The sequence below is a fragment of the Pseudomonas sp. R38(2017) genome, from assembly GCF_002112395.1.
Taxonomy (GTDB): Bacteria; Pseudomonadota; Gammaproteobacteria; order Pseudomonadales; family Pseudomonadaceae; genus Aquipseudomonas.
This window is the reverse complement of record NZ_NEHN01000011.1, coordinates 16,647-38,198: the sequence shown is the minus strand read 5'-3', so window position 1 is coordinate 38,198 and position 21,552 is coordinate 16,647. Positions and strand designations below refer to the sequence as shown.

19 protein-coding genes are annotated in these 21,552 nt (G+C 60.7%); 8 read left to right on the top strand and 11 right to left on the bottom strand.

The genetic code is table 11. The features are described 5' to 3' along the window. Positions 1 to 109: 109 nt before the first annotated feature. Positions 110 to 2,038: a transglycosylase SLT domain-containing protein gene (locus CAF87_RS24605; protein ID WP_085733478.1), complete on the top strand. Its 1,929-nt coding sequence runs from the start codon at positions 110 to 112 to the stop codon at positions 2,036 to 2,038. An 81-nt stretch (positions 2,039 to 2,119) separates the two neighbouring features. Here the strand turns inward: CAF87_RS24605 and CAF87_RS24600 are convergent, their stop codons facing one another. Then, positions 2,120 to 3,913 carry an ABC transporter transmembrane domain-containing protein gene (locus CAF87_RS24600; RefSeq protein ID WP_170929655.1) on the bottom strand — a complete coding sequence of 598 codons (1,794 nt, stop codon included), beginning with the start codon at positions 3,911 to 3,913 and terminating at the stop codon, positions 2,120 to 2,122. A 258-nt stretch (positions 3,914 to 4,171) separates the two neighbouring features. Here CAF87_RS24600 and CAF87_RS24595 point away from each other — a divergent pair, with 258 nt between their 5' ends. Beyond that, entirely contained in the window at positions 4,172 to 4,351 is a 180-nt protein-coding gene (locus CAF87_RS24595; RefSeq protein WP_027611439.1) for a PA1571 family protein, read from the top strand. A gap of 57 nt (positions 4,352 to 4,408) precedes the next feature. Here CAF87_RS24595 and pdxB read toward each other — a convergent pair whose 3' ends face one another. After that, positions 4,409 to 5,551 (bottom strand): 4-phosphoerythronate dehydrogenase PdxB, encoded by a 1,143-nt coding sequence (pdxB, locus tag CAF87_RS24590; protein ID WP_085733476.1) that lies wholly within the window; start codon positions 5,549 to 5,551, stop codon positions 4,409 to 4,411. Positions 5,552 to 5,710: 159 nt separating this feature from the next. Here pdxB and CAF87_RS24585 point away from each other — a divergent pair, with 159 nt between their 5' ends. Next, entirely contained in the window at positions 5,711 to 7,120 is a 1,410-nt protein-coding gene (locus tag CAF87_RS24585) for an MATE family efflux transporter (protein ID WP_085733475.1), read from the top strand. A 50-nt stretch (positions 7,121 to 7,170) separates the two neighbouring features. Here the strand turns inward: CAF87_RS24585 and tusA are convergent, their stop codons facing one another. Together tusA and rlmM are read right to left on the bottom strand one after the other, a co-directional pair. Next, a complete protein-coding gene (tusA, locus tag CAF87_RS24580) occupies positions 7,171 to 7,422 on the bottom strand; it encodes a sulfurtransferase TusA (protein ID WP_011335204.1) in 252 nt (83 codons plus the stop codon). Between the two features lie 65 nt (positions 7,423 to 7,487). After that, a complete protein-coding gene (rlmM, locus tag CAF87_RS24575; RefSeq protein WP_085733474.1) occupies positions 7,488 to 8,561 on the bottom strand; it encodes a 23S rRNA (cytidine(2498)-2'-O)-methyltransferase RlmM in 1,074 nt (357 codons plus the stop codon). Between the two features lie 221 nt (positions 8,562 to 8,782). On the opposite strand from rlmM, the gene acnA reads away from it, so the two are divergent. Then, positions 8,783 to 11,524 (top strand): aconitate hydratase AcnA, encoded by a 2,742-nt coding sequence (gene acnA / locus CAF87_RS24570; protein WP_085733473.1) that lies wholly within the window; start codon positions 8,783 to 8,785, stop codon positions 11,522 to 11,524. A 280-nt stretch (positions 11,525 to 11,804) separates the two neighbouring features. Here acnA and CAF87_RS24565 read toward each other — a convergent pair whose 3' ends face one another. Both CAF87_RS24565 and CAF87_RS24560 read right to left on the bottom strand, forming a co-directional pair. Further along, positions 11,805 to 12,020: an aminoglycoside phosphotransferase family protein gene (locus CAF87_RS24565; RefSeq protein WP_139831748.1), complete on the bottom strand. Its 216-nt coding sequence runs from the start codon at positions 12,018 to 12,020 to the stop codon at positions 11,805 to 11,807. Next, positions 12,013 to 12,501 carry an SRPBCC family protein gene (locus CAF87_RS24560; RefSeq protein WP_085733472.1) on the bottom strand — a complete coding sequence of 163 codons (489 nt, stop codon included), beginning with the start codon at positions 12,499 to 12,501 and terminating at the stop codon, positions 12,013 to 12,015. The genes CAF87_RS24565 and CAF87_RS24560 overlap by 8 nt, the downstream gene beginning before the upstream one ends. A 196-nt stretch (positions 12,502 to 12,697) precedes the next feature. Between CAF87_RS24560 and CAF87_RS24555 the strand changes: the two genes are divergently transcribed. Together CAF87_RS24555 and CAF87_RS24550 are read left to right on the top strand one after the other, a co-directional pair. Further along, complete coding sequence (locus CAF87_RS24555; protein WP_085733471.1) at positions 12,698 to 13,615, top strand: ADP-ribosylglycohydrolase family protein; 918 nt, start codon at positions 12,698 to 12,700, stop codon at positions 13,613 to 13,615. Between the two features lie 58 nt (positions 13,616 to 13,673). After that, entirely contained in the window at positions 13,674 to 14,078 is a 405-nt protein-coding gene (locus tag CAF87_RS24550; protein ID WP_085733470.1) for a lysozyme inhibitor LprI family protein, read from the top strand. A gap of 114 nt (positions 14,079 to 14,192) precedes the next feature. On the opposite strand, the gene peaD is transcribed toward CAF87_RS24550, so the two are convergent. The 4 genes from peaD to peaA all read right to left on the bottom strand — a co-directional run bounded on the left by peaD (position 14,193) and on the right by peaA (position 18,764). Continuing rightward, complete coding sequence (gene peaD / locus CAF87_RS24545) at positions 14,193 to 15,311, bottom strand: quinohemoprotein amine dehydrogenase subunit beta (protein WP_085733469.1); 1,119 nt, start codon at positions 15,309 to 15,311, stop codon at positions 14,193 to 14,195. Between the two features lie 23 nt (positions 15,312 to 15,334). Continuing rightward, positions 15,335 to 15,658, bottom strand: coding sequence for a quinohemoprotein amine dehydrogenase subunit gamma (gene qhpC, locus CAF87_RS24540; RefSeq protein WP_008016081.1), 324 nt, complete (start codon positions 15,656 to 15,658; stop codon positions 15,335 to 15,337). A gap of 1 nt (position 15,659) precedes the next feature. Then, positions 15,660 to 17,090 (bottom strand): quinohemoprotein amine dehydrogenase maturation protein, encoded by a 1,431-nt coding sequence (gene peaB, locus CAF87_RS24535; RefSeq protein WP_085733468.1) that lies wholly within the window; start codon positions 17,088 to 17,090, stop codon positions 15,660 to 15,662. 93 nt (positions 17,091 to 17,183) lie between these two features. Continuing rightward, on the bottom strand, positions 17,184 to 18,764 hold the full coding sequence (gene peaA / locus CAF87_RS24530; RefSeq protein ID WP_085733467.1) for a quinohemoprotein amine dehydrogenase subunit alpha: 1,581 nt from the start codon (positions 18,762 to 18,764) through the stop codon (positions 17,184 to 17,186). A gap of 364 nt (positions 18,765 to 19,128) precedes the next feature. Between peaA and CAF87_RS24525 the strand changes: the two genes are divergently transcribed. After that, on the top strand, positions 19,129 to 19,485 hold the full coding sequence (locus tag CAF87_RS24525; protein WP_085733466.1) for a hypothetical protein: 357 nt from the start codon (positions 19,129 to 19,131) through the stop codon (positions 19,483 to 19,485). 44 nt (positions 19,486 to 19,529) lie between these two features. Here CAF87_RS24525 and CAF87_RS24520 read toward each other — a convergent pair whose 3' ends face one another. Further along, on the bottom strand, positions 19,530 to 19,781 hold the full coding sequence (locus CAF87_RS24520) for a DUF1652 domain-containing protein (protein WP_085733465.1): 252 nt from the start codon (positions 19,779 to 19,781) through the stop codon (positions 19,530 to 19,532). Positions 19,782 to 20,051: 270 nt separating this feature from the next. On the opposite strand from CAF87_RS24520, the gene CAF87_RS24515 reads away from it, so the two are divergent. Continuing rightward, positions 20,052 to 21,542, top strand: a complete 1,491-nt coding sequence (locus CAF87_RS24515) for an aldehyde dehydrogenase (RefSeq protein WP_085733464.1) — start codon at positions 20,052 to 20,054, stop codon at positions 21,540 to 21,542. Positions 21,543 to 21,552: the final 10 nt, after the last annotated feature.

Genomic DNA, 21,552 nt, shown 5'->3' with positions numbered 1-21,552 from the left:
GCCGCAAGGCCCGCAAAGCTTTCGCCGGCTGCTGGCAAAAGGCTAAGCTACAGACAATTCAGTGCCGCCACTGTCGGCACTTGTCATGATTTCTCTGCCCGGATGTCTCATGCGCAGTCGCCTTTTCAGTGTTTTGTCCTGTTTGCTACTCACCGCCGCTGCTGCCCAATCCGCCCAGGCGGTGGATCTGTCCACCCAGCGCCAGTATTACGATGAGGCCAAACGTGCCCTGGCCAAGGGTGACACCGGCCCTTATTTTCGCTACAGCCAGGCCCTCGCCGATTATCCGCTGGAGCCGTATCTGGCCTACGACGAGTTGACCGCCCGCCTGAAGACTGCCAGCAACGCGGAAATCGAGAAATTCCTCGCCGAACACGGTGACCTGCCCCAGGCCAACTGGATGAAGCTGCGCTGGTTGCGTTGGCTGGCCGACCGTGGCGAATGGGCGACCTTCGTCAAGTATTACGACCCGAAACTCAACTTCACCGAACTGGACTGCCTGAATGCCCAGTACCAGATCAGCAGCGGCCACAAGGCCGAGGGTTACGCCAATGCCGACAAACTGTGGCTGACCGGCAAATCCCAACCGGCGGCGTGTGATGCGCTGTTCGGGATCTGGGCCGCCGACGGCCAGTTGACCGAGCAAAAACGCTGGGAGCGCACCAAGCTCGCCGCTCAGACACGCAACTATCCGCTGGCCAACAGTCTGGTCAACGGCCTGACCACCTTGGCCCCGCGCGGGCGTCTGCTGGTGGACGTGGCGCAGAAACCTGAACTGCTCAACCAGCCGTCGCGCTTCACCCCGGCCGACGAGCCAATGTCGGATATTGTCAGCCTCGGCCTGCGCCGTCTTGCCCGTCAGGATCCGGACAAGGCCATGGACTTGCTCGACGGGTACGCCAGCAGCATGCATTTCTCCCGCGATGAAAAAGTCGCGATCGCCCGGGAAATCGGCCTGACCCTCGCCCGTCGCTTCGACAGCCGCGCGCTGGACGTGATGACCAAATATGACCCGGAATTGCGCGACAACACTGTGTCCGAATGGCGTCTGCGCCTGTTGCTGCGTCTGGCGCGCTGGGACGATGCCTATCAGTTGACCCGCCGCCTGCCGCAGGATCTGGCCACCACCAATCGCTGGCGTTACTGGCAGGCCCGCAGCCTGGAACTGGCACAACCGCAGAACCCTGAAGCACAGACGTTGTACAAGAGCCTCGCACGGGAGCGGGATTTCTACGGTTTCCTGGCTGCCGATCGTTCACAGCTGCCCTATTCGCTGGTCAACAAACCGCTGGTACTCAGCCAGGCCACCATCAACAAGGTGCGCAACACCCCCGGCGTTCGCCGCGCGCTGGAATTCCACGCCCGCGGGCAGATCGTCGATGGCCGCCGCGAGTGGTACCACGTCAGCCGTCACTTCAACCGCGACGAGATGGTCGCCCAGGCCAAACTGGCTTACGACCTGAAATGGTATTTCCCGGCAATCCGCACCATCAGCCAGGCGCAATACTGGGACGACCTGGACATCCGCTTCCCAATGGCCCACCGCGACACCCTCGTGCGTGAAGCCAAGGTCCGCGGCCTCCATTCGAGCTGGGTATTCGCCATCACCCGTCAGGAAAGTGCCTTCATGGACGACGCCCGCTCCGGCGTCGGCGCCAGCGGCCTTATGCAACTGATGCCCGGCACCGCCAAGGAAACAGCGCGCAAGTTCAGCATCCCTCTGGCCTCGCCGCAGCAGGTGCTCGATCCGGACAAAAACATCCAGCTCGGCGCCGCCTACCTGAGCCAGGTGCACAGCCAGTTCAACGGCAACCGCGTACTCGCCTCCGCCGCCTACAACGCCGGCCCCGGCCGCGTGCGCCAGTGGCTGCGCGGCGCCGATCACCTGAGCTTCGACGTGTGGGTTGAAAGCATTCCGTTCGACGAAACCCGTCAGTACGTGCAGAACGTGCTGTCCTACTCGGTGATCTACGGCCAGAAACTCAACTCGCCGCAACCGCTGGTGGATTGGCATGAGCGGTACTTTGACGATCAGTGATCGTACAAGGATCGACGTAAACAAAAATGCCCGCATCGAAAGATGCGGGCATTTTTTTTGGCGTTCTACTAGGTCAGTTACTTAGTCGGTTACTTGGTCGGTCGAAACCAGATGCCCATCACTGAACTGCAACGCCGCCAACCGCGCATACAGCGGATTGCTCGCGATCAGTTCCTGATGCGTACCGATCGCCACCAGTTTGCCCTGGTCCATCACCGCAATCCGGTCGGCGTTTTTCACCGTGGCCAAGCGGTGGGCGATTACCAGCGTGGTGCGGTTTTGCATCAGGCTGGGCAGGGCTTGCTGGATCAGGTGTTCGCTCTGGGCGTCGAGGGCGCTGGTGGCTTCGTCCAGCAGCAGGATCGGCGCGTCGACCAACAACGCCCGGGCGATGGCCAGACGCTGGCGTTGTCCGCCTGACAGGCCAAGACCGCCATCGCCCAAGTGGGTCTGGTAGCCGTCGGGCATTTGCTCGATGAAGTCGTGGGCGTGGGCGATTTTCGCGGCTTCCTGCACCTGCTCCAGGGTGGCGGTCGGGCAGCCGTAGCGAATGTTTTCTTCAACGCTGCCGAAGAACAGCGCCGGAGTCTGCGAAACCAGTGCAAAGCAGCGGCGCAGGTCAAGCGGATCAAGGCTTGTAAGCGGCACGCCATCAATCAGGATTTGCCCTTCGCGCGGATCGTAGAAGCGCAGCAGCAAGTCATACACCGTGGACTTGCCCGCACCGGACGGACCTACAAGCGCGAGGGTTTCGCCCGCGTTGACTGTCAGACTCAAGCCGTCAACGGCAAAGCTTTGGGGACGCGAAGGGTAGGAAAAGCGCACGTCCTGCAACGCCAGCTCGCCTTTGATCCGCTCCGGCAAGGTCACCAATCCGTCTTTCGGCGGCTGGATAATGTTCTCCGAACGCAGTAGTTCGGCGATGCGCTCGGCGGCACCGGCAGCACGCTGCAATTCTCCGATCACTTCGCTCAACGTGCCAAAGGCACTGCCGACGATCAGGCTGTAGAACACGAACGCCGCCAGCTCACCGGCAGAAATCCGCCCGGCAATCACGTCCATGCCGCCGACCCACAACATTACCGCGACAGCACCGAGCACCAGCACGATCACCAGCGTAATCAGCCAGGCCCGTTGGAAAATTCTTTTTCGCGCAGTCTCGAACGCCTGCTCGACCGTCGAGGCAAATCGCTGTTCGTCCTGCACCTGATGGTTATAGGCCTGAACGGTCTTGATCTGACCGAGGGTTTCCGAGACATAGCTGCCAATGTCGGCGATCCGGTCCTGACTCAGCCGCGAGAGATTACGCACGCGGCGTCCAAAAATCAGGATCGGCGCAATCACCAGTGGCAGCGCAATCACCACGATACTGGTGAGCTTGGCATTGGTGATGAACAGCAGCACGACGCCGCCGATGACCATCAGCAGATTGCGCAGGAACAGAGACAGCGACGAACCGATCACCGATTGCAGCAACGTCGTGTCAGCGGTCAGGCGCGACTGGATTTCCGAACTGCGATTGTCCTCGTAGAACCCGGGATGCAGGTACACCAGATGGTTGAACACCTGCCGACGGATGTCAGCCACCACCCGCTCGCCGATCCATGACACCAGATAGAACCGGGCAAAAGTGCCGACCGCGAGCCCCAGCACCAAGAGCATGAACAGGCCAATGGACTGGTTGAGCAGATGCGGCGACTGGGTCATGAAGCCCTGATCGACCAGCAGCTTGATGCCCTGCCCCATCGACAAGGTGATGCCGGCCGTGACGATCAGCGCGAGCAACGCACCGAAGGCCGGCCAGCGATAGGGCGCAAGAAAATGACTGGTCAGGCGCAGGGCCCGGCGATGTCGCGAGGAAAGCATCGGGATCATTCAAATTCACGTCGTGTGCTGATTAATGGGGCCAGCCTGGACACTCAATGGGGTGGAACTCTGCAAATCACAATGAGTCAGGTTAATTATGACCGGCCAGACTACCCCCTAGATGCTATCGGTCTAATGTCCGGGTTGAGACGAACGGTCAATTCTGCTTGAGTGAAGATACCGTTCCGGAAAGATCGAAGGGAGTTGTCACAGCCTGGTCACCTGACGGTTTTATTGTGCTTACACAACCTGATGAGGAGACAGGCCATGTCCTTGCAACACAGCAGCGACGACAAGATTCAAGTGATCCGCACCAAGCCCGGCCAACCTCTGGGTTGCTCGATTATCGATAAGGATGGGCGCGAAGTGCCAATCACTGAAGACATGATCCAGGACGCTTGCCGCGAACTGGAGAAGCGATTGGTCAAGCCTGCCGAACAAAAGTGATGTAGCCACCGTCTTCCTGACCCGGCCCCTGTAGGCCGGGTTTTTTCTGCCCGCGGTTTATACGGCCAAAGCGCCCAGTGCCGTCACGATCTGCTGCAACGCTGGCGAATCACCGTCGATCCGCACTTTCAGCCCTTCGATCTCGCGACGTGCCGGATATTGTTTGCGCAATACATCGAAAGCCGCACGTTGCTCACCGACGCTACCCAACAGGGTGCGACGGAAATCTGCATCATCCCGGCGCGGGTCGTACACGCCACGGCACAACATCGCCAATACCCAGGCCGGATCGCTGTCGGCATGCAGCGAAACTTCCGACAACCACGGTGCGGGCAACAGATCGCCGAGCTGAATGCTGGCCGGTTGGCCGATGAAGTCACAGTACGCCTGATAGATCTGCGCCGTGCCGCGTTGCTTGCCATCGAGGCTGTAACCGGCGATATGCGGGGTCGCCAGCACACAGAGTTCGGCCAGCGCCACATCGACTTCAGGCTCGGCTTCCCACACATCGAGGACCGCTTGCAGGTCTTCACGCTCCAGCAGCACTTCGCGCAACGCGGCGTTATCCACCACCGGACCACGGGCGGCATTGATCAGCCAGGCGCCGGGCTTGAGTTGCTGCAAACGTTGCTCGTCGAACAAGTGCCAGGTCGCGCCTTCACCACTGCGGGTCAGCGGGGTGTGCAGACTGATCACGTCGCACTGCGCGATGATCTGCTCCAGGCTGACATAGTCGCCGCCCTCGGCCGCCTGACGCGGCGGATCGCAGACTTTCACGTTCCAGCCCAGCCCTTTCAGCACCTTGATCAAGCGACCGCCCACTTCACCGGCGCCGATCACGCCATAGGTACGTTCACTCAAATCGACACCTTCGATTTCAGCCAGGGTCATCAGGCTGCCCAGCACATAATCCACCACACCACGAGCATTGCAGCCCGGCGCGCTGGACCAGGTGATGCCGGCCTCGTTGAAGTATTCGAGATCCAGATGATCGGTGCCGATGGTGCAGGTGCCGACAAAACGCACCTTGCTGCCTTCGAGCAACGCGCGGTTGACGTTGGTCACCGAGCGCACCAGCAACACGTCGGCCTGTTCGACCGTGGCCCGGTCAATGGAACGGCCCGGCACCCGGCGGATCTCGCCGAAACCGGCAAAAAAGGCATCGAGCAGCGGGATATTTTCGTCGGCAACAATCAGCATGGCGGGGCTCCTTGGGCGGATCGGCAGTGTAGGCGCTGAGACTGCGATGAGCCAGCAGGCTGTTGATTACAAATCCGCAACAGAGGATTTTTCCTGACCGTAACGTCAGCGGCGTAGAATGCCCGGCCTTGCGCATCAACCCCTGTGGACGCTTTGCCTGTGAACTCCGTAACCGAACGCCCTGACGCCGTTTCCCTCAACCGCCCTGCCCGGGTTCGCCTGGAGCTGAAAAATCTGCTCGGCCTTGCACTGCCGATCATGATCGCGCAGCTGGCAACCACCGCCATGGGCTTCGTCGATGCGGTGATGGCCGGGCGCGTCGGGCCAAAGGATCTGGCGGCCGTGGCACTGGGCAACTCGATCTGGGTACCGGTGTTTCTGCTGATGACCGGCACCCTGCTGGCCACCACGCCGAAAGTCGCCCAGCGCTTCGGCGCCGGCACCCACAGCGAGATCGGCCCGATCGTGCGTCAGGCCCTGTGGCTGGCGCTGGTGGTCGGACTGATGGCAACCACCCTGCTGTTCTGCGCCGAACCGATCCTGCACCTGATGAAAGTCGATCCGGAACTGATCGGCCCGTGCATGCAATACCTGCACGGCATCGCCAGCGGTCTGCCAGCAGTGGCCTTCTACCATGTGCTGCGCTGCACCAGTGACGGCCTCGGCCGCACCCGGCCGGCGATGGTGCTGGGCCTGTGTGGCCTGGCGCTGAACATTCCGCTGAACTACGTGTTCATTTACGGTCACTTCGGCGTGCCGGCCATGGGCGGCGTCGGTTGCGGCTGGGCCACGGCGATCGTGATGTGGGTGATGGCGCTGGGCCTGGCCGGTTATGAGCGCTGGGCGCCAGCCTACAAGTCGAGCGAACTGTTCAGCCGTTTCGACTGGCCGCAATGGGCGGTGATCAAGCGTCTGCTGGCCATCGGTCTGCCGATTGGCATCGCGGTGTTTGCCGAGTCGAGCATTTTCGCGGTGATCGCGCTGCTGATCGGCAGCCTCGGCGCCACGGTGGTGGCCGGGCATCAGATCGCGCTGAACGTCAGCTCGCTGGTGTTCATGATTCCGTATTCATTGGGTATGGCCGTGACCGTACGGGTCGGCCAGGCTTTGGGCCGTGAAGAACCTCGCGAAGCGCGTTTTGCGGCAGGTGTCGGCATGGGCACCGCGCTGGCCTACGCCTGCCTGTCGGCGAGCATGATGTTGCTGATGCGCGAACACATTGCAGCGATCTACACCTCGGATCCGATGGTGATTCACATCGCCGCGATGCTGATCGTGTATTCGGCGCTGTTCCAGTTCTCCGACGCGATCCAGGTAACCGCCGCTGGCGCCCTGCGCGGTTATCAGGACACGCGGGTGACGATGATCCTGACCCTGTTCGCCTACTGGGGCATCGGCCTGCCGGTGGGTTACGCCCTCGGCCTGACCGACTGGTTCGGCGAGCCACGCGGCCCGAGCGGCTTGTGGGAAGGCCTGATCGTAGGCTTGAGCTGCGCGGCGCTGATGCTGTCGATCCGCCTGACACGCAGCGCACGCAAACGCATTCGCATCAGCCGCTCGATGGGGTGACCGGCCATAAAAAAAGACCTGCACATGCAGGTCTTTTTTTTGCCTTCCGATCAACCGGACTTCTTGCGAATCCAGTACAGATAGGTCCCGGCCTCTTCGTGCTGCCCCACCAGTTCATGGTCGAGAAACACACAGAACTTGGGGATGTCGCGGCGGGTCGACGGGTCGGTGGCGATCACCTTGAGCAGGCCGCCGGGCACCAGGTCACGGATGTGCTGGTGCAGCATCATCACCGGCTCCGGGCAGTTGAGGCCCGTAGCGTCGAGGGTACCGTCGACCGGCGTATTGATCATTTCACTCATGATTCACTCCTGAAACTGGCCGGCATTGTCGCCCAATGCCGGGTGTTCGGTCACCTGTCGCGCGCTCAGCGGGCCTTGGCTTTTTTCACGTCATGGCGGCGCAAATGGCAGGTCACTTCCTCACGGTCGTGGTACAGCTGCTTGCAGCCGATATCGACTTTGATCCCGCGGGCCTTGAAACCATCGGCGATGCGTTCGAGCAGACGCTTCACTTCGGCGTAACGCTGCTTCATCGGCAACTTGAGGTTGACCACCGCTTCCCGGCAATGCCCCTCGCCGATCCATTCTTCGAGCATCGCGGCGTTGCGCGCCGGTTTCTCGACGATGTCGCAGACCATCCAGTCCACCGGCTGCTTGGGCTTGAAGGTGAAACCGTCGGCCATCAAATGCTGCACCAGACCGGTGTCCATCAGGCTTTCGGCCATCGGGCCGTTATCGATGGCCGTCACCAGCATGCCGCGATTGACCAGTTGCCAGGTCCAGCCACCCGGCGCCGCACCGAGGTCGACACCGGTCATGTCGCTGTGCAGGCGCTCGTCCCACTGATCCCGGGGGATAAAGTGGTGCCAGGCTTCTTCCAGCTTCAACGTGGAACGGCTCGGCGCCTCACGCGGAAACTTCAAACGCGGAATACCCATCGGCCACATCGCCGAGTTTCCGGCATCGGCCAGACCGAGGAACACCTCACGGCCACTCTTGAAGGTCAGCAACAGGCGCGGTTTGCTGGCATCGTCCACCAGTTTGCCGGCGCCGGTCAGCGCCTTGCGCAGCGGGCCTTCGAACTTCTTGCAGAAATTCGACAGTTCCTTGCCGTCATTGGTGTCGACGACTTCCAGCCACAGGCTGCCGCACACCGGGAATTCGGCCATATGCGCGAGGATCACGCTGATGCGGTCGGTTTCCGGCAGATCGATGAAAACCCCGCGGGCCCATTGGCGCGGGAAGATCAGCTCAGCGAAACGCTGGCCACGCATCAGGCGCTCGGCGCCGTCTTCTTCGGTGCAGACGAACTCGGCGCAAGCGGTCGCCGGTTTGGCCTTGGCGTAGCCGGCCACGTTCAGTTGGGCGGCGAGGTCGGAAATTTCCGAACAGACTTCGCCTTCGAAGCCCGGCCGGCAATGCATGAATAGGGTGTTCATTCTTACTCCTGGGCAGAGGGCGATCATTCATCCCCTGCGCGATGTCCAGGCTTGCGTCAAAGCAAAGCCTGTCACGAAAACCGGCGCATGATAGCCGATGTCGGAACCTTGGTTCCTGTCATAGAGTCCAGTTATTAGCCAGCTACCTAAAACAGGGCTAAGTTTTAAGCTCTATTCGTCCCCTCAATCCGTAGCCGTGCGGATTCAAAGGAGTGATCGTAATGCCGTCCCTCGATAGCCTGCACACCCTTAAGACCCTGAAAGTCGATGACAAGACTTACCACTATTTCAGCCTGCCGGATGCCGCCAAAACCTTGGGCGATCTCGACAAGCTGCCGATGTCGTTGAAAGTCCTGCTGGAAAACCTGCTGCGCTGGGAAGATGAAAAAACTGTCACCGGCGCCGACCTCAAGGCGATTGCCGCGTGGCTCAAGGAGCGTCGCTCCGACCGGGAAATCCAGTACCGCCCTGCCCGCGTGCTGATGCAGGACTTTACCGGCGTCCCCGCCGTGGTCGATCTGGCCGCGATGCGCGCCGCCATGGCCAAGGCCGGCGGCGATCCGCAGCGAATCAACCCGCTTTCACCGGTGGATCTGGTGATCGACCACTCAGTGATGGTCGATAAATTCGCCAGCGCCAGTGCATTCGAACAGAACGTCGACATCGAAATGCAGCGCAACGGCGAACGCTACGCCTTCCTGCGCTGGGGCCAGAGCGCTTTCGACAACTTCAGCGTGGTGCCACCGGGCACCGGGATCTGCCACCAGGTCAACCTCGAATACCTCGGACGCACGGTGTGGACCAAGGACGAGGACGGCCGCACCTATGCCTTCCCCGACACGCTGGTCGGCACCGACTCCCACACCACCATGATCAACGGCCTCGGCGTACTCGGCTGGGGCGTCGGCGGGATCGAGGCGGAAGCCGCGATGCTCGGGCAACCGGTGTCGATGCTGATTCCCGAGGTGATCGGTTTCAAACTCACCGGCAAGCTCAAGGAAGGCATCACCGCCACCGACCTGGTGCTGACCGTGACCCAGATGCTGCGCAAGAAAGGCGTGGTCGGCAAATTCGTCGAGTTCTACGGCGATGGCCTCGCTGACCTGCCGCTGGCCGATCGCGCGACCATCGCCAACATGGCCCCGGAATATGGCGCGACCTGCGGCTTCTTCCCGGTCGATGACGTGACTCTCGAATACCTGCGCCTTTCCGGTCGCCCCACCGAAGTGGTGAAACTGGTCGAGGCCTATACCAAGGCCCAGGGCCTGTGGCGCCTGCCCGGTCAGGAACCGGTGTTCACCGACAGCCTGGCGCTGGACATGGGCAGCGTCGAAGCCAGCCTCGCCGGGCCGAAACGTCCGCAAGACCGGGTTTCCCTGCCGAATGTCGGTCAGGCGTTCAGCGATTTCCTCGACCTGCAATTCAAACCCACCAGCAAGGAAGAAGGACGTCTGGAAAGCGAAGGCGGCGGTGGCGTGGCGGTGGGCAATGCCGATCTGGTCGGCGAAACGGATTACGAGTACGACGGCCACACCTATCGCCTGAAAAACGGCGCGGTGGTGATTGCCGCGATCACCTCCTGCACCAACACCTCCAACCCGAGCGTGATGATGGCTGCCGGCCTGCTGGCGAAAAAAGCCGTGGAAAAAGGCCTGACCCGCAAGCCGTGGGTGAAGAGCTCGTTGGCACCGGGCTCAAAAGTGGTCACTGACTATTACAAGGCTGCAGGACTGACGCAGTACCTCGATCAGCTCGGCTTTTCATTGGTGGGCTACGGCTGCACCACCTGCATCGGTAACTCCGGGCCTCTGCCGGAACCGATCGAAAAAGCCATCCAGAAAGCTGACCTGACCGTGGCGTCGGTGCTGTCCGGCAACCGCAACTTCGAAGGCCGGGTGCATCCGCTGGTGAAAACCAACTGGCTGGCCTCGCCACCGCTGGTCGTCGCCTACGCCCTGGCCGGCACGGTGCGCACGGACATCAGCAGCGAACCGCTGGGAGAAGACAAGCAAGGCAATCCGGTTTACCTGCGCGATATCTGGCCGAGCAGCAAGGAAATCGCCGACGCGGTGAATCAGGTCAACACGGCGATGTTCCACAAGGAGTACGCCGAGGTGTTCGCCGGTGACGAACAGTGGCAAGCCATCGAAGTGCCGCAAGCCGCCACCTATGTCTGGCAGGATGACTCGACCTACATCCAGCACCCACCGTTTTTCGATGACATCGCAGGCCCCCTGCCGGTGATCACCGACGTGAAAGGTGCGCGGGTGCTGGCGTTGCTGGGCGATTCGGTGACCACTGACCACATCTCCCCCGCCGGCAACATCAAAGCCGAAAGTCCGGCCGGGCGTTATCTGCGGGAAAAAGGTGTGGAGCCGCGGGACTTCAACTCCTACGGTTCACGCCGGGGCAACCACGAAGTGATGATGCGCGGCACCTTTGCCAACATCCGTATCCGCAATGAAATGCTCGGCGGCGAAGAAGGTGGCAACACGATCTACATTCCGACCGGCGAAAAACTCGCGATCTATGACGCAGCCATGCGTTATCAGGCCTCGGGAACGCCGTTGGTGGTGATTGCCGGGCAAGAATACGGCACCGGCTCCAGCCGCGACTGGGCGGCCAAGGGCACCAATCTACTGGGCGTGAAAGCGGTAATCGCCGAAAGCTTCGAGCGAATCCACCGTTCCAACCTGGTAGGCATGGGCGTGCTGCCGTTGCAGTTCAAGTTGGATCAGAACCGCAAGAGCCTGAACCTCACCGGCAAGGAAACCCTGGAGATTCAGGGCCTGACCGGTGTCGAGCTGACGCCACGCATGAACCTGACGTTGGTAATCACCCGGGAAGACGGACGTCAGGAGAAGATCGAAGTGCTGTGCCGCATCGATACCCTGAATGAGGTGGAGTACTTCAAGTCCGGCGGGATCCTGCATTACGTGTTGCGACAGCTGATCGCCTCGTAAGACCTGCAGATGCAGAAACACCGCCAATCGGCGGTGTTTCTGCTTAGGGGCGACACTTTTCTACAGACGAAAAAAAACCCGCCGAAGCGGGTTTTTCCCAAGACCATTATCGACTCCCTGTCGGCAGCGATCCTTGCATATGGTCGATCATCCATGATCCTGAAACACTCCCTGTGCTTCAGTTGATGAGGCTAGATTACGCTGTGGATCCAATCGGCAATAGTCGAAAAAGCTACCAGCGCGTGTAAGACATTCGCCATAGCACCCCTTCCGAAAACCCTTAGGCATGTCGGGCATTGAGTGCAGCAGCCGCCAGATCCGCGACTTTCAGCTGTCCGGCGTACTTTTCCTCGTCGTCCATCGCGATTTTCAGCATCGCCGGTACGTCGCCCTGACGCACCGGCAACAGCTTGCTGCCCAGCGTGATGACCGGAACACCGTCGGGCACCAGTGCCCAACGCTTCAACCACGGATCAAACCACTCGCTGTCAGCCACCCTCACGCTCGCGTGCCCTGTCGGTTTCGGCGAGAAAGTGTTCGAGCCTGCTCAACTGCTCTTCCCAGCCACGGCTGTCCATGTAATACGCCTCTTTCTGACGCACATCGGGAATATGCGCGAAACCTGACTCGGAAACCTTCAGCAGCGTGCCGTTTTCATAGTCCTGCAGCTCGAATTTGACCAGCGTGGTCGGCTCCTGGGAGTAGTCGATATTCGGGTTCACCGCATACGGGTGCCAGCGGAAGGAAAACAACTGCTGGGGCTCGACCCGCTCCACCAGCACGTTCCAGAGCACATGTTCATAACCGGGATACGTGACCTGCCCTTGCGTCCACTCGCCTGCGATAAACCGCCGCCCTTCCAGAGCCACGCCAAACCACTGGCCAAACGCCTCGGCATCGACCAGCGCACGCCAGACATGAGAGCGCGGCGAGCGGAGCATGATTTTACGTTCAAAGCTGTTGGGTACTGGTTTCATACGTCACCTCCTGTTTTGAACAGTAGGCTTGTATGACCACATGTCCAATGCGAAGTTGTATCAATCCAGTGCAACTGTCTGAGCTGATGGAAATAACTGGCAGTATTTTGAGGCGCCGGTTCGTCAGAATACGGGCGGATCAACACTGTGGAACTGATAATGTTCCCAGCGAATTGAACGACACAAGGACGTCATCATGCAGCCCTCCCTCCCTGAACGTTACCGTGGCGCCCTCCTCGGCCTGGCCTGCGGCGATGCGGTGGGAACAACCGTCGAATTCCAGCCTCGAGGCAGCTTCCAGCCCCTGACGGACATGGTCGGTGGCGGGCCGTTCCAGCTGAAACCGGGCCAATGGACCGACGACACCTCGATGGCGCTGTGTCTGGCAGAAAGCCTGCTGAACAAGAACGCATTCGATGCCGCCGATCAGATGGGCCGCTATCTGAACTGGTGGCAATGGGGTTATCTGAGCTCAACCGGCGAATGTTTCGATATCGGCATGACCGTGAGTCAGGCGCTGGATCGCTATCAGCACACCGGAGAACCATTTGCCGGCTCCACTGATCCCTACAGCGCAGGCAATGGCTCGCTGATGCGTCTGGTGCCCGTTGTTCTGTTTTATTTCCCCGACACCCGACAAATCAGGCGATTCACTGCCGACAGTTCACGTACCACTCACGCGGCGCCCGAGGCCATCGAATGCTGCCAGTTGTTTGCCGAACTGCTCGGCAAAGCCCTGGAAGGCGCATCGAAAACTGAACTGCGCAGCCTGTCGCAAACTGCCTTCAACCAACCGAAGGTGGCGGCGATTGCCCGGGGCGACTACCTGCACAAGACCGAGCGCGACATTCGCGGAAGTGGCTACTGCGTTGAGTCCCTGGAAGCGGCGCTATGGTGCTTCCAGCATACCGACAGTTTTGCCGCGGCCGTCCTGCAGGCGGCGAATCTGGGCGATGATGCGGACACTACTGCCGCCATCGTCGGCCAGTTGGCTGGCGCCCATTACGGCGTGCAGGGAATCCCGTTCGGGTGGCTGGAGAAGCTGCATGACGGAGAGGAAATTGCCGCGACAGCGGAGCGCTTGCTCAACGCATCGAGACAGCACAAATCCTGATGGCGCCATGAAGTCGCTAAACTGCCCGGCACATTCACTCTTCAAAGCGAGATGCCCCATGTCCCCACGCCAGCTCCTGGCTCTGACGCCTTTTCTTTTCACTTCCGTTGCCCACGCTGCCGTCGACTGCGCCAATGCCAGCGATCAGGCGACGATGAATCAGTGTGCCGGGCAAGAGAACAAAGCGGCGGATAAAGAGCTGAACGCGGTGTATCAGCAAATTACCGCGCGCCTGAAAGGCGAGCCTGCCAGCAAAAAACTGCTGGTCAGTGCCCAGCGGGCGTGGATTGGATTTCGCGATGCCGAATGCGAATTTTCGGCATCCGGGGTAAAGGGCGGGAGTATGTACCCGATGATCTACAGCTCATGCATTACGCGCGTGACCAAGGATCGAACCGAGGCGCTCAAGCAATATTTGAAGTGTGAAGAAGGGGATGTGGGTTGCCCGGTGCCAGGGGCCTGATTTTTGTAGCGGTTTAGAGAGTCCCTTCGTGAGCAAGCCCCCTCCCACATTTGAACCGCATTTCAAATGTGGGAGGGGGCTTGCTCACGAAGGCGTCATCCCTGACGCCGCTTGTTACCGGACAAATATCTGCGCCGTGGTAATCGCCATATCCCCACCCGGCAACTTGATGCTGCCGGTCTGTTTCATGGTCTCGGCATCAAAAATCGCCACGTCATTGAACGTCCCGGCCAGGTAGATCTTGCTGCCATCCTTGTTGAACGAAATGCAGTAGTAGGAATGGTCCAGCGTGGCTGCCTGGATCAGTTTCTTCTGCTTGATGTCGTACTTGGCCAGACGGTTGAGCACACCGAACATCAGGTTCGGATCCTTCGGTGAGCGCATGCCGCTGAAGTAGATTTCGGTCAGCGGGCCGAAGTCGGTGGTTTCGGTCTTGCCGGTTTTCAGGTCGACGCTGAACAAGCCGTACAGGTATTCAGCGGTGGCCGGATCCTGTTTCTTGTCCTTGAACTTGGCTGCCGTGTACAGCAGCGAGAAGTCGTGGCGGTAGGTCTGCTGGTTCCACACGTAGAGCACGTCCGGCGCGCTGTAGTTCGGGCGCTTCCAGTGACGGCTGGGGATCAGCACGTCGAACTTGCCGCTCTTCACATCGACCTTGTACACATCGGCGCCAGCGACATACAGCGTGCCGTCATCGCCGCTCTGCATGATCGTCAACTGCCGTGGCGCCGGAAAGCTGCGCACCGGTTTGGCGTTCATTCCGGCGTCGGTGGCGTAGACGTCCAGACGCGGCTGCTTGACCTCGTAATGATCGTTGAGCATCAGCGTCGGGTTGGCGATGGTGTACAGCTCTTTGCCGTCATGGCTGACGGTGAACGCAAACATCGACCGTGCCTTCTCGCCCGGCTGCTGAGTGATGCTGGCGTGGAACACCTGCTTGCAGCTGTCCAGCTCGACACCGTAAACGTCGGCGTAATGGTTGTTCAGCACATAGGCAGTCTTGCGATCCGGCGACAGCTGCACGGTGCCGGGGCCGAAGGCATCGGGCATCTTGCAGGTCTTGTACAAGCTGTCGGTCGACAGGTCGATGACGTGCAGGTTGTTCGGGTAATTGGTGGTCAACATGTACTCGTGACCGTCTTGCAGCGCGGCGTTTTCATCGGCCAGAACCGGTAGCGAACAGACGCTCAGAACCGCGAGTGCGGCAAGGCCGCAGGCTTTGATGTTATGCATGCTGGAATCCTTCTTCTTATGGATCACTTGTCTTTCGGGAAGACAGTGCCCAGGTTGCGCCAGTTGTCGTTGGACGCCTGGGCATCCTTGTTCCAGTCCGGGTAGGTGCTCATCATGTCCGGCACCTGGGCCGGCCACCAGCACGGATCGGAGCAGCCATACAGGTCAGCTTCCATCGGCTGACACAGCGACGACACCCCGCCGAACGCATCGATTTCCCAGCCCGGGTCGGTGGTCGAGGCACAGCCGGCGACGGAACTCATCGCCACCACTTCCTCGATGCGGTTCTCGTCCGCAGCCTGATCCAGCTTCAACGCTTTGTTATTGATTGCCTTGAGATGTTTCATATCAGTGAGCCTTGCGCGGAGTGATGTAGCTGCTGATGAACGCAGGGTTGGCGGCCATGATCCGGGTGTAGACCTCGATGCCGAAGTCGACCCAGTCACGCATCAGTTCGCAGTAGTGATACGTCGGGTGTGCCGGATCGCCGTAGCGGGCGTAGCTCTCGTGGTAGCAACCGCCGGAGCACAGGTTGCGGATCTGACAGTCGTGGCAACCGGTGTTGGTGCGATCCAGGCGCTGGGACAGAAAGTCGTTCAGTTCGACCTGTTTAACGCCGCTGTGGACGTTGCCGAAAGTCGGCAGCGACGAGCCGGTGAAGCGATGGCACAGGTTCAGTTCGCCCTTGTGATCGACCGCCAGCATCTTCAGCCCGGCCCCGCATGGCAGGGCCTTTTTGTGGCCTTCGTGGATATCGGTGATCAACTGATGCAGGTTGGAGAAACCGATATTGCGGTGCTCCAGCGCAGCCTCCAGATAACGCCGGCCGAGGCGTTTCATGCTGGCGAACACTTCGATCAACTCGTCAGTAGTCAGGTTGAAACTGCTGATATCGCCGGAAGTCACCGGAGCAAACCCGACTTCGGCAAAACCAAGTTCGTTGAACAGGTGATCCCAGATGGTTTCAACGTCGGTGACGCCGGTGGTCAGGGTCACCCGCGCGCCGACCGGGCGACTGTTGTAGCGCGACAACAGCATTTCGGCCTTGCGCCGCACCACGTCGTAAGTACCCTGCCCGCCCACGGTGATGCGGTTGCGGTCGTGCACGGTTTTCGGCCCGTCGATGCTCACTGACAGCCCGAAGCGGTGGGCATTCAGGTAGTCCACGGTTTCTTCGGTGAGCAGCGTGGCGTTGGTGGTCATGACGAATTCGACGAACTTGCCGGCCTCGGCAAAACGCTTCTCGCAGTAATCGACCATGTACTCGATCAGCTTGCGATTGCTCAGCGGCTCGCCGCCGAAAAACACCACGGTGAAGCGCTCTTCGTCAGGGGATTCACGCAGCAGCATTTCCACTGACGCGATGGCGGTTTCGACGTCCATCTTCTTGCCGGCGGACGGCTTGTCGAGGTCTTCCTTGTAGCAGTAGGTGCAGCTCAGGTTGCAGCCGGTATTGACGTTGAGCACCACGGTATTGATCGCCGTGCGCTCGACACGTTTTACGGCGATGTCCGGCGTCAGCGGCGAGCCGTCGCTGACCAGCTCCAGCGAGATCAGCTCGCGCAGGGTCTCGTTGATTTCCTCGCCGTTGAACCGCGCGCCGAGGCGCTGGATCAGGTCTTCCGAGGAGCAGCCGGGGCCGCGCAACGCATCGATGATGGTGCCAGTCAGTTCATCGCTGGCAAACAGCGAACTGCTGGGGATGTGAAACAGCATGCGGTCGGCGTCGACGTGCACTTCATGCAGATTACGTTCGACCAGATTCAAGATAGCGCCCATTGCAAACCTCCTGTGCAAGCCCCGCCTGGCGGGACTTGCGGTCATTCCGAAAAGTGTCTGTCGCTGGCGATCAGCTCAACTCACGTTTCAACATCAGGGAATGGGTGGATTGTTCCAGCGTTGCACGGTGACGATCAGGTGGCCTTCGCCGGTCAGGGATTTCCCTGCATCGTCGACGGCGGCGATCACCTCGAGGTTGCCGGCATTGTTGGTGGACATCTTGCGTGCCGGATTCGGCCCGGCATCGCCCGGGGTGAACACGCCTGCGTCGGCCTGCATGGTACCGGCGAACTTGACGTCTTCGTCCTCTTTGGCGCGCTCGTCGAAGGCTTCGACTTTCCATTGCGCCGGGAACACGCCGATGCGATACGGCTTGCCGTCGGCGCCCTTGCCCCAGGCTTCGGCGTCGAAGCGGCCCTGGACTTTCGGCGTCGAACCACCGCCCTCGCCGATCCGCGCCACCGAGAATTCCGGCACCACTTTGACCGAAGCGATCGTGCTGTACACCGACAGGCTCGGGCCTTTCAGCCTCCCGACGCTGACGGCGCGCAGGCCCGGCTGGGCATTGGCTACGGCTTTGACTTTGACCTTGATCCGCTCGGCGTTCTGCTCGACCACTTCGACTACATCCACACCTTTGCCGAAATTCGGCTTGCCGCTCAAACCGCTGCCGATCAGGGTCACTTCGGTTTCGCTGCCGGCCTTCATGTAACCCGGCTGCACCGCCAGCAAGCGCTGGGAGCCCTGTTTGGCCGCGACAAAGTCCAGACCGCGCTCATCGTGCTCGGCCTCGAACATCCGGCCTTGCATGGCGTTGCCTTGTGCGGCGAACACCTGGCGCATGGTCACGCCATCGACGGTCACGTTGCCGCGCCATTCGTAGCCGCTGTAGAGGATCGCACTGCCATCGCCGTTGAACGGGCTTCCATCGGCATATTGACCTTTGACGGCAACCTTGAAGGTGTCGCTACCATCGGCGGTAACGCTCATGATGCCGGCCAGTTCACCCTTGCCCGGCAGGTGGCCGCTGAAGCTCCAGTCGCCCACCAGCGCTTCGGCCTTCGGTTTGGCTTTGACCCAGGCCTGCCACGCCGGGTTGTCCAGCGGATAACGTTTGGCCAGCAGCGGGACCATTTCCTTGCGGGCGATATCGAACCAGTCGCGATCACGGGCCAGCGCCTGATACTCCAGCGACGGCCACTGGCCGAGGTGGAAGTTCACCAGGCGCTCCCATTCCTGAGCCGGACGCCGTTGCAGGGCGATCCGCGCACCGGAGTGGCAGCGACCGCACATCTGCGCGGTTTTCTCGTCGAACTGCTCGACGGTGTTCAACCGGCGTTCCAGCGCATAACGCACGCCATCGGTTTCGCTCGGCGCCAGGCCCTGGGTGTCGGCCAGGTATTTGACCAGTGTGCGACGGTCTTCATCGCTGATCTGCAAACCGTGCATGGTCTGCATGCGGGCGATGCTCATCAGCCAGCCTTCCGGGGTCTTGCGCTGGTGGCTGATGCGGCTCAACTGGTCGCCGGCTTCAGGGGTGTGACAACCCTGGCAGGTCTCCTTGAGGATGGTCTGGGCGTCGCGGGCTGCCAGGCTGTGGGGCGAATGCAGGGCCACACAAGCGGCCACGGCCAGCAAACTGGCGCTCATGCCTGATCGGAGTTTTCTCTTCATCAACGTCGAACCTCGCACGGTGCTTTCTTATTGTTGTGGCTTATCGTTTTTATGGTTTCTGCCGTTCGCGGCGATGCACGAACGGAGGCAAGCGAAACGTCTGTTGTGAGCAATACACGGAGCGTGCCAGCTTGCCGATAAGCTTTTCAATCAAGCAGTTACGTGAAGATCACTGCGTCGCGCCAGCGTCCGGGGTATGGCCCGGCGTCCAATTTCGCGACAGTTGTTGCAGTGTGAGACAAGCATAGCCACGGGCGACAGCAGCGGCTGTTGTGCCACAGCGCAGCTCATCGCCCGACGATTGACGACACCCGTGCCCAGGCGCGAAATGGTGGTTCACCGAATGCCGAAAAGGAGATCTGTAATGGCCAACATCACAGTCCTGGCGGGGGACTTTCTGCAGGGTGACGGAGAGTACAGGGACGGCAACTTTACGCTGAGAACATCGCTGCATCCCTGGCCGGGTCTTACCCTCCCGCTGTCATCGATCAAGACGCTGGAAGTAGCCAACGAAGAGTCGATCAACAACTTCAAGGATGTCATCGGCTATGGCGTGGCCGGTGCGATGCTGCTGGGGCCCATCGGTGCCATTGCCGGGTTCATGCTGGCCGGTCACGAAACCGAAGTGACGTTCCTGGCCACCCTCAAGGATCAGCGCCGGATGCTGATCGCCGCCGACAGCCACACCTTTCAGGAAATATCCCGCAAGGTCGCCTGTTGACGTTTTCGCCCCCCCCCCCGCCCGCCTCTCGCGGGCGGGTTGATTCAGATGTAGTACATGGGTTCCCGGCTTTTGTGCGCCTCGATTTCCAGGCGCATATCGGCAATCAGCGTGGCCAGCGCGTGGGTGCTGTCCAGCGTCCACAGCGGGACATGGCTGGCCAGCAATTCGACCTTGCCGGTCATGCAATCGCAGACACGGATCGTCAGCGACTGATCCGCTGCCACACTGCAGGTGCAGACCAGCGGTTGAAAACTGTGTTCGATAATGTTTTGGATTTCCAGGGTTGAAATCATCGTCGCCACCTCCCGGTCGGGTGATCCAGACCTGAATGCATGCATCCTCCCAACGGGAAAGTTTATCCGCACCCAGAGCAAGTGGCAGAACCTCCGACCGGTGGCACCACGTCTCACCGGTTGTCGCTTTTTGAGAATAAAACCTTGCCGCCGTGTTATCGCTGCACTGCCACAAGCCCGGCGCGGCGCGGCCCGCGCAGCAACTTCACGCCTTTGGCACAGCCGTTGCGAAGCCCTCCTCACGTCTACAAACAACAAGAGGTCTTCACCATGCCCCTGCCCTATCTGCTTCCTGCCACCTCGGCCTTCATCCAGCGCCCGCCGCGCATGCTGATCGGCGGCGACTGGGTCGAAGCCGCCGACGGCCAGACCATGCCGCTGCACAACCCAGCCACTGGCGAAGCGTTGTGTGTGGTGCCACGCGCCACACCGGAAGATGTCGACCGTGCGGTGCTCGCCGCCCGACAAGCCTTCGATGATTCAGCGTGGAGCCGCACCCGCCCGCGTGAACGGCAGAACCTGTTGTGGAAACTCGCCGACCTTATGCAGCGCGACGCCGAACTGCTGGCACAACTGGAATGCCTGAACAACGGCAAGAGCGCTGCCGTGGCGCAAGTGATGGACGTGCAACTGGCCATCGACTTCCTGCGTTACATGGCTGGCTGGGCCACCAAGATCGAAGGTTCCAGTGTCGACGTTTCACTGCCGTTGATGCCCGGCGATCAGTTCCACAGTTTCATCCGCCGCGAAGCCGTGGGCGTGGTCGGCGCCATCGTCGCCTGGAATTTTCCGCTGCTGCTGGCCTGCTGGAAACTCGGCCCGGCGCTGGCCACCGGTTGCACCGTGGTGCTCAAACCGGCCGACGAAACCCCGCTGACCGCGCTGAAACTGGCGGAACTGGTACTGGAGGCGGGTTATCCGGAAGGCGTGTTCAACGTGGTCACCGGCACCGGCATCACCGCCGGTTCCGCCCTGACCCACAACCCGCTGGTCGACAAACTGACCTTCACCGGCTCCACCGCCGTCGGCAAGCAGATCGGCAAGATTGCCATGGATTCGATGACCCGGGTCACCCTGGAACTGGGCGGTAAATCACCGACCATCGTCATGGCCGACGCCGACCTGAAAACCGCCGCAGCGGGTGCGGCCAGTGCGATATTTTTCAACCAGGGCCAGGTCTGCTGTGCAGGCTCCAGGCTGTATGTGCAGCGCAAGCATTTCGACAATGTGGTGGCCGACATCAGCGACATCGCCAATGCGATGAAACTCGGCAACGGCCTCGACCCGAGCGTGGAAATGGGCCCGCTGATTTCCGCGCGCCAGCAGGAGCGGGTCTACAACTACATCGAAATGGGCCGGGAAAGCGGCGCAACCATCGCCTGCGGCGGCGAGCAATTCGGGCCGGGGTTCTTCGTCAAACCGACGGTGATTGTCGATGTAGACCAGCAGCATTCGCTGGTGCAGGAAGAGATCTTCGGGCCGGTGCTGGTGGCGATTCCATTCGATGACGAGGCGGATGCACTGCGCATGGCCAACGACAGTCCTTACGGTCTGGGCGCCAGCATCTGGTCGAACGACCTGGCGGCAGTGCACCGGATGATTCCACGGATCAAGTCGGGATCGGTGTGGGTCAACTGCCACAGTGCGCTGGATCCGGCGCTGCCGTTTGGCGGCTACAAGATGTCCGGGGTCGGGCGCGAGATGGGGTATGCGGCGATCGAGCATTACACCGAGTTGAAGTCGGTGTTGATCAAATTGTAATAACTGGGCT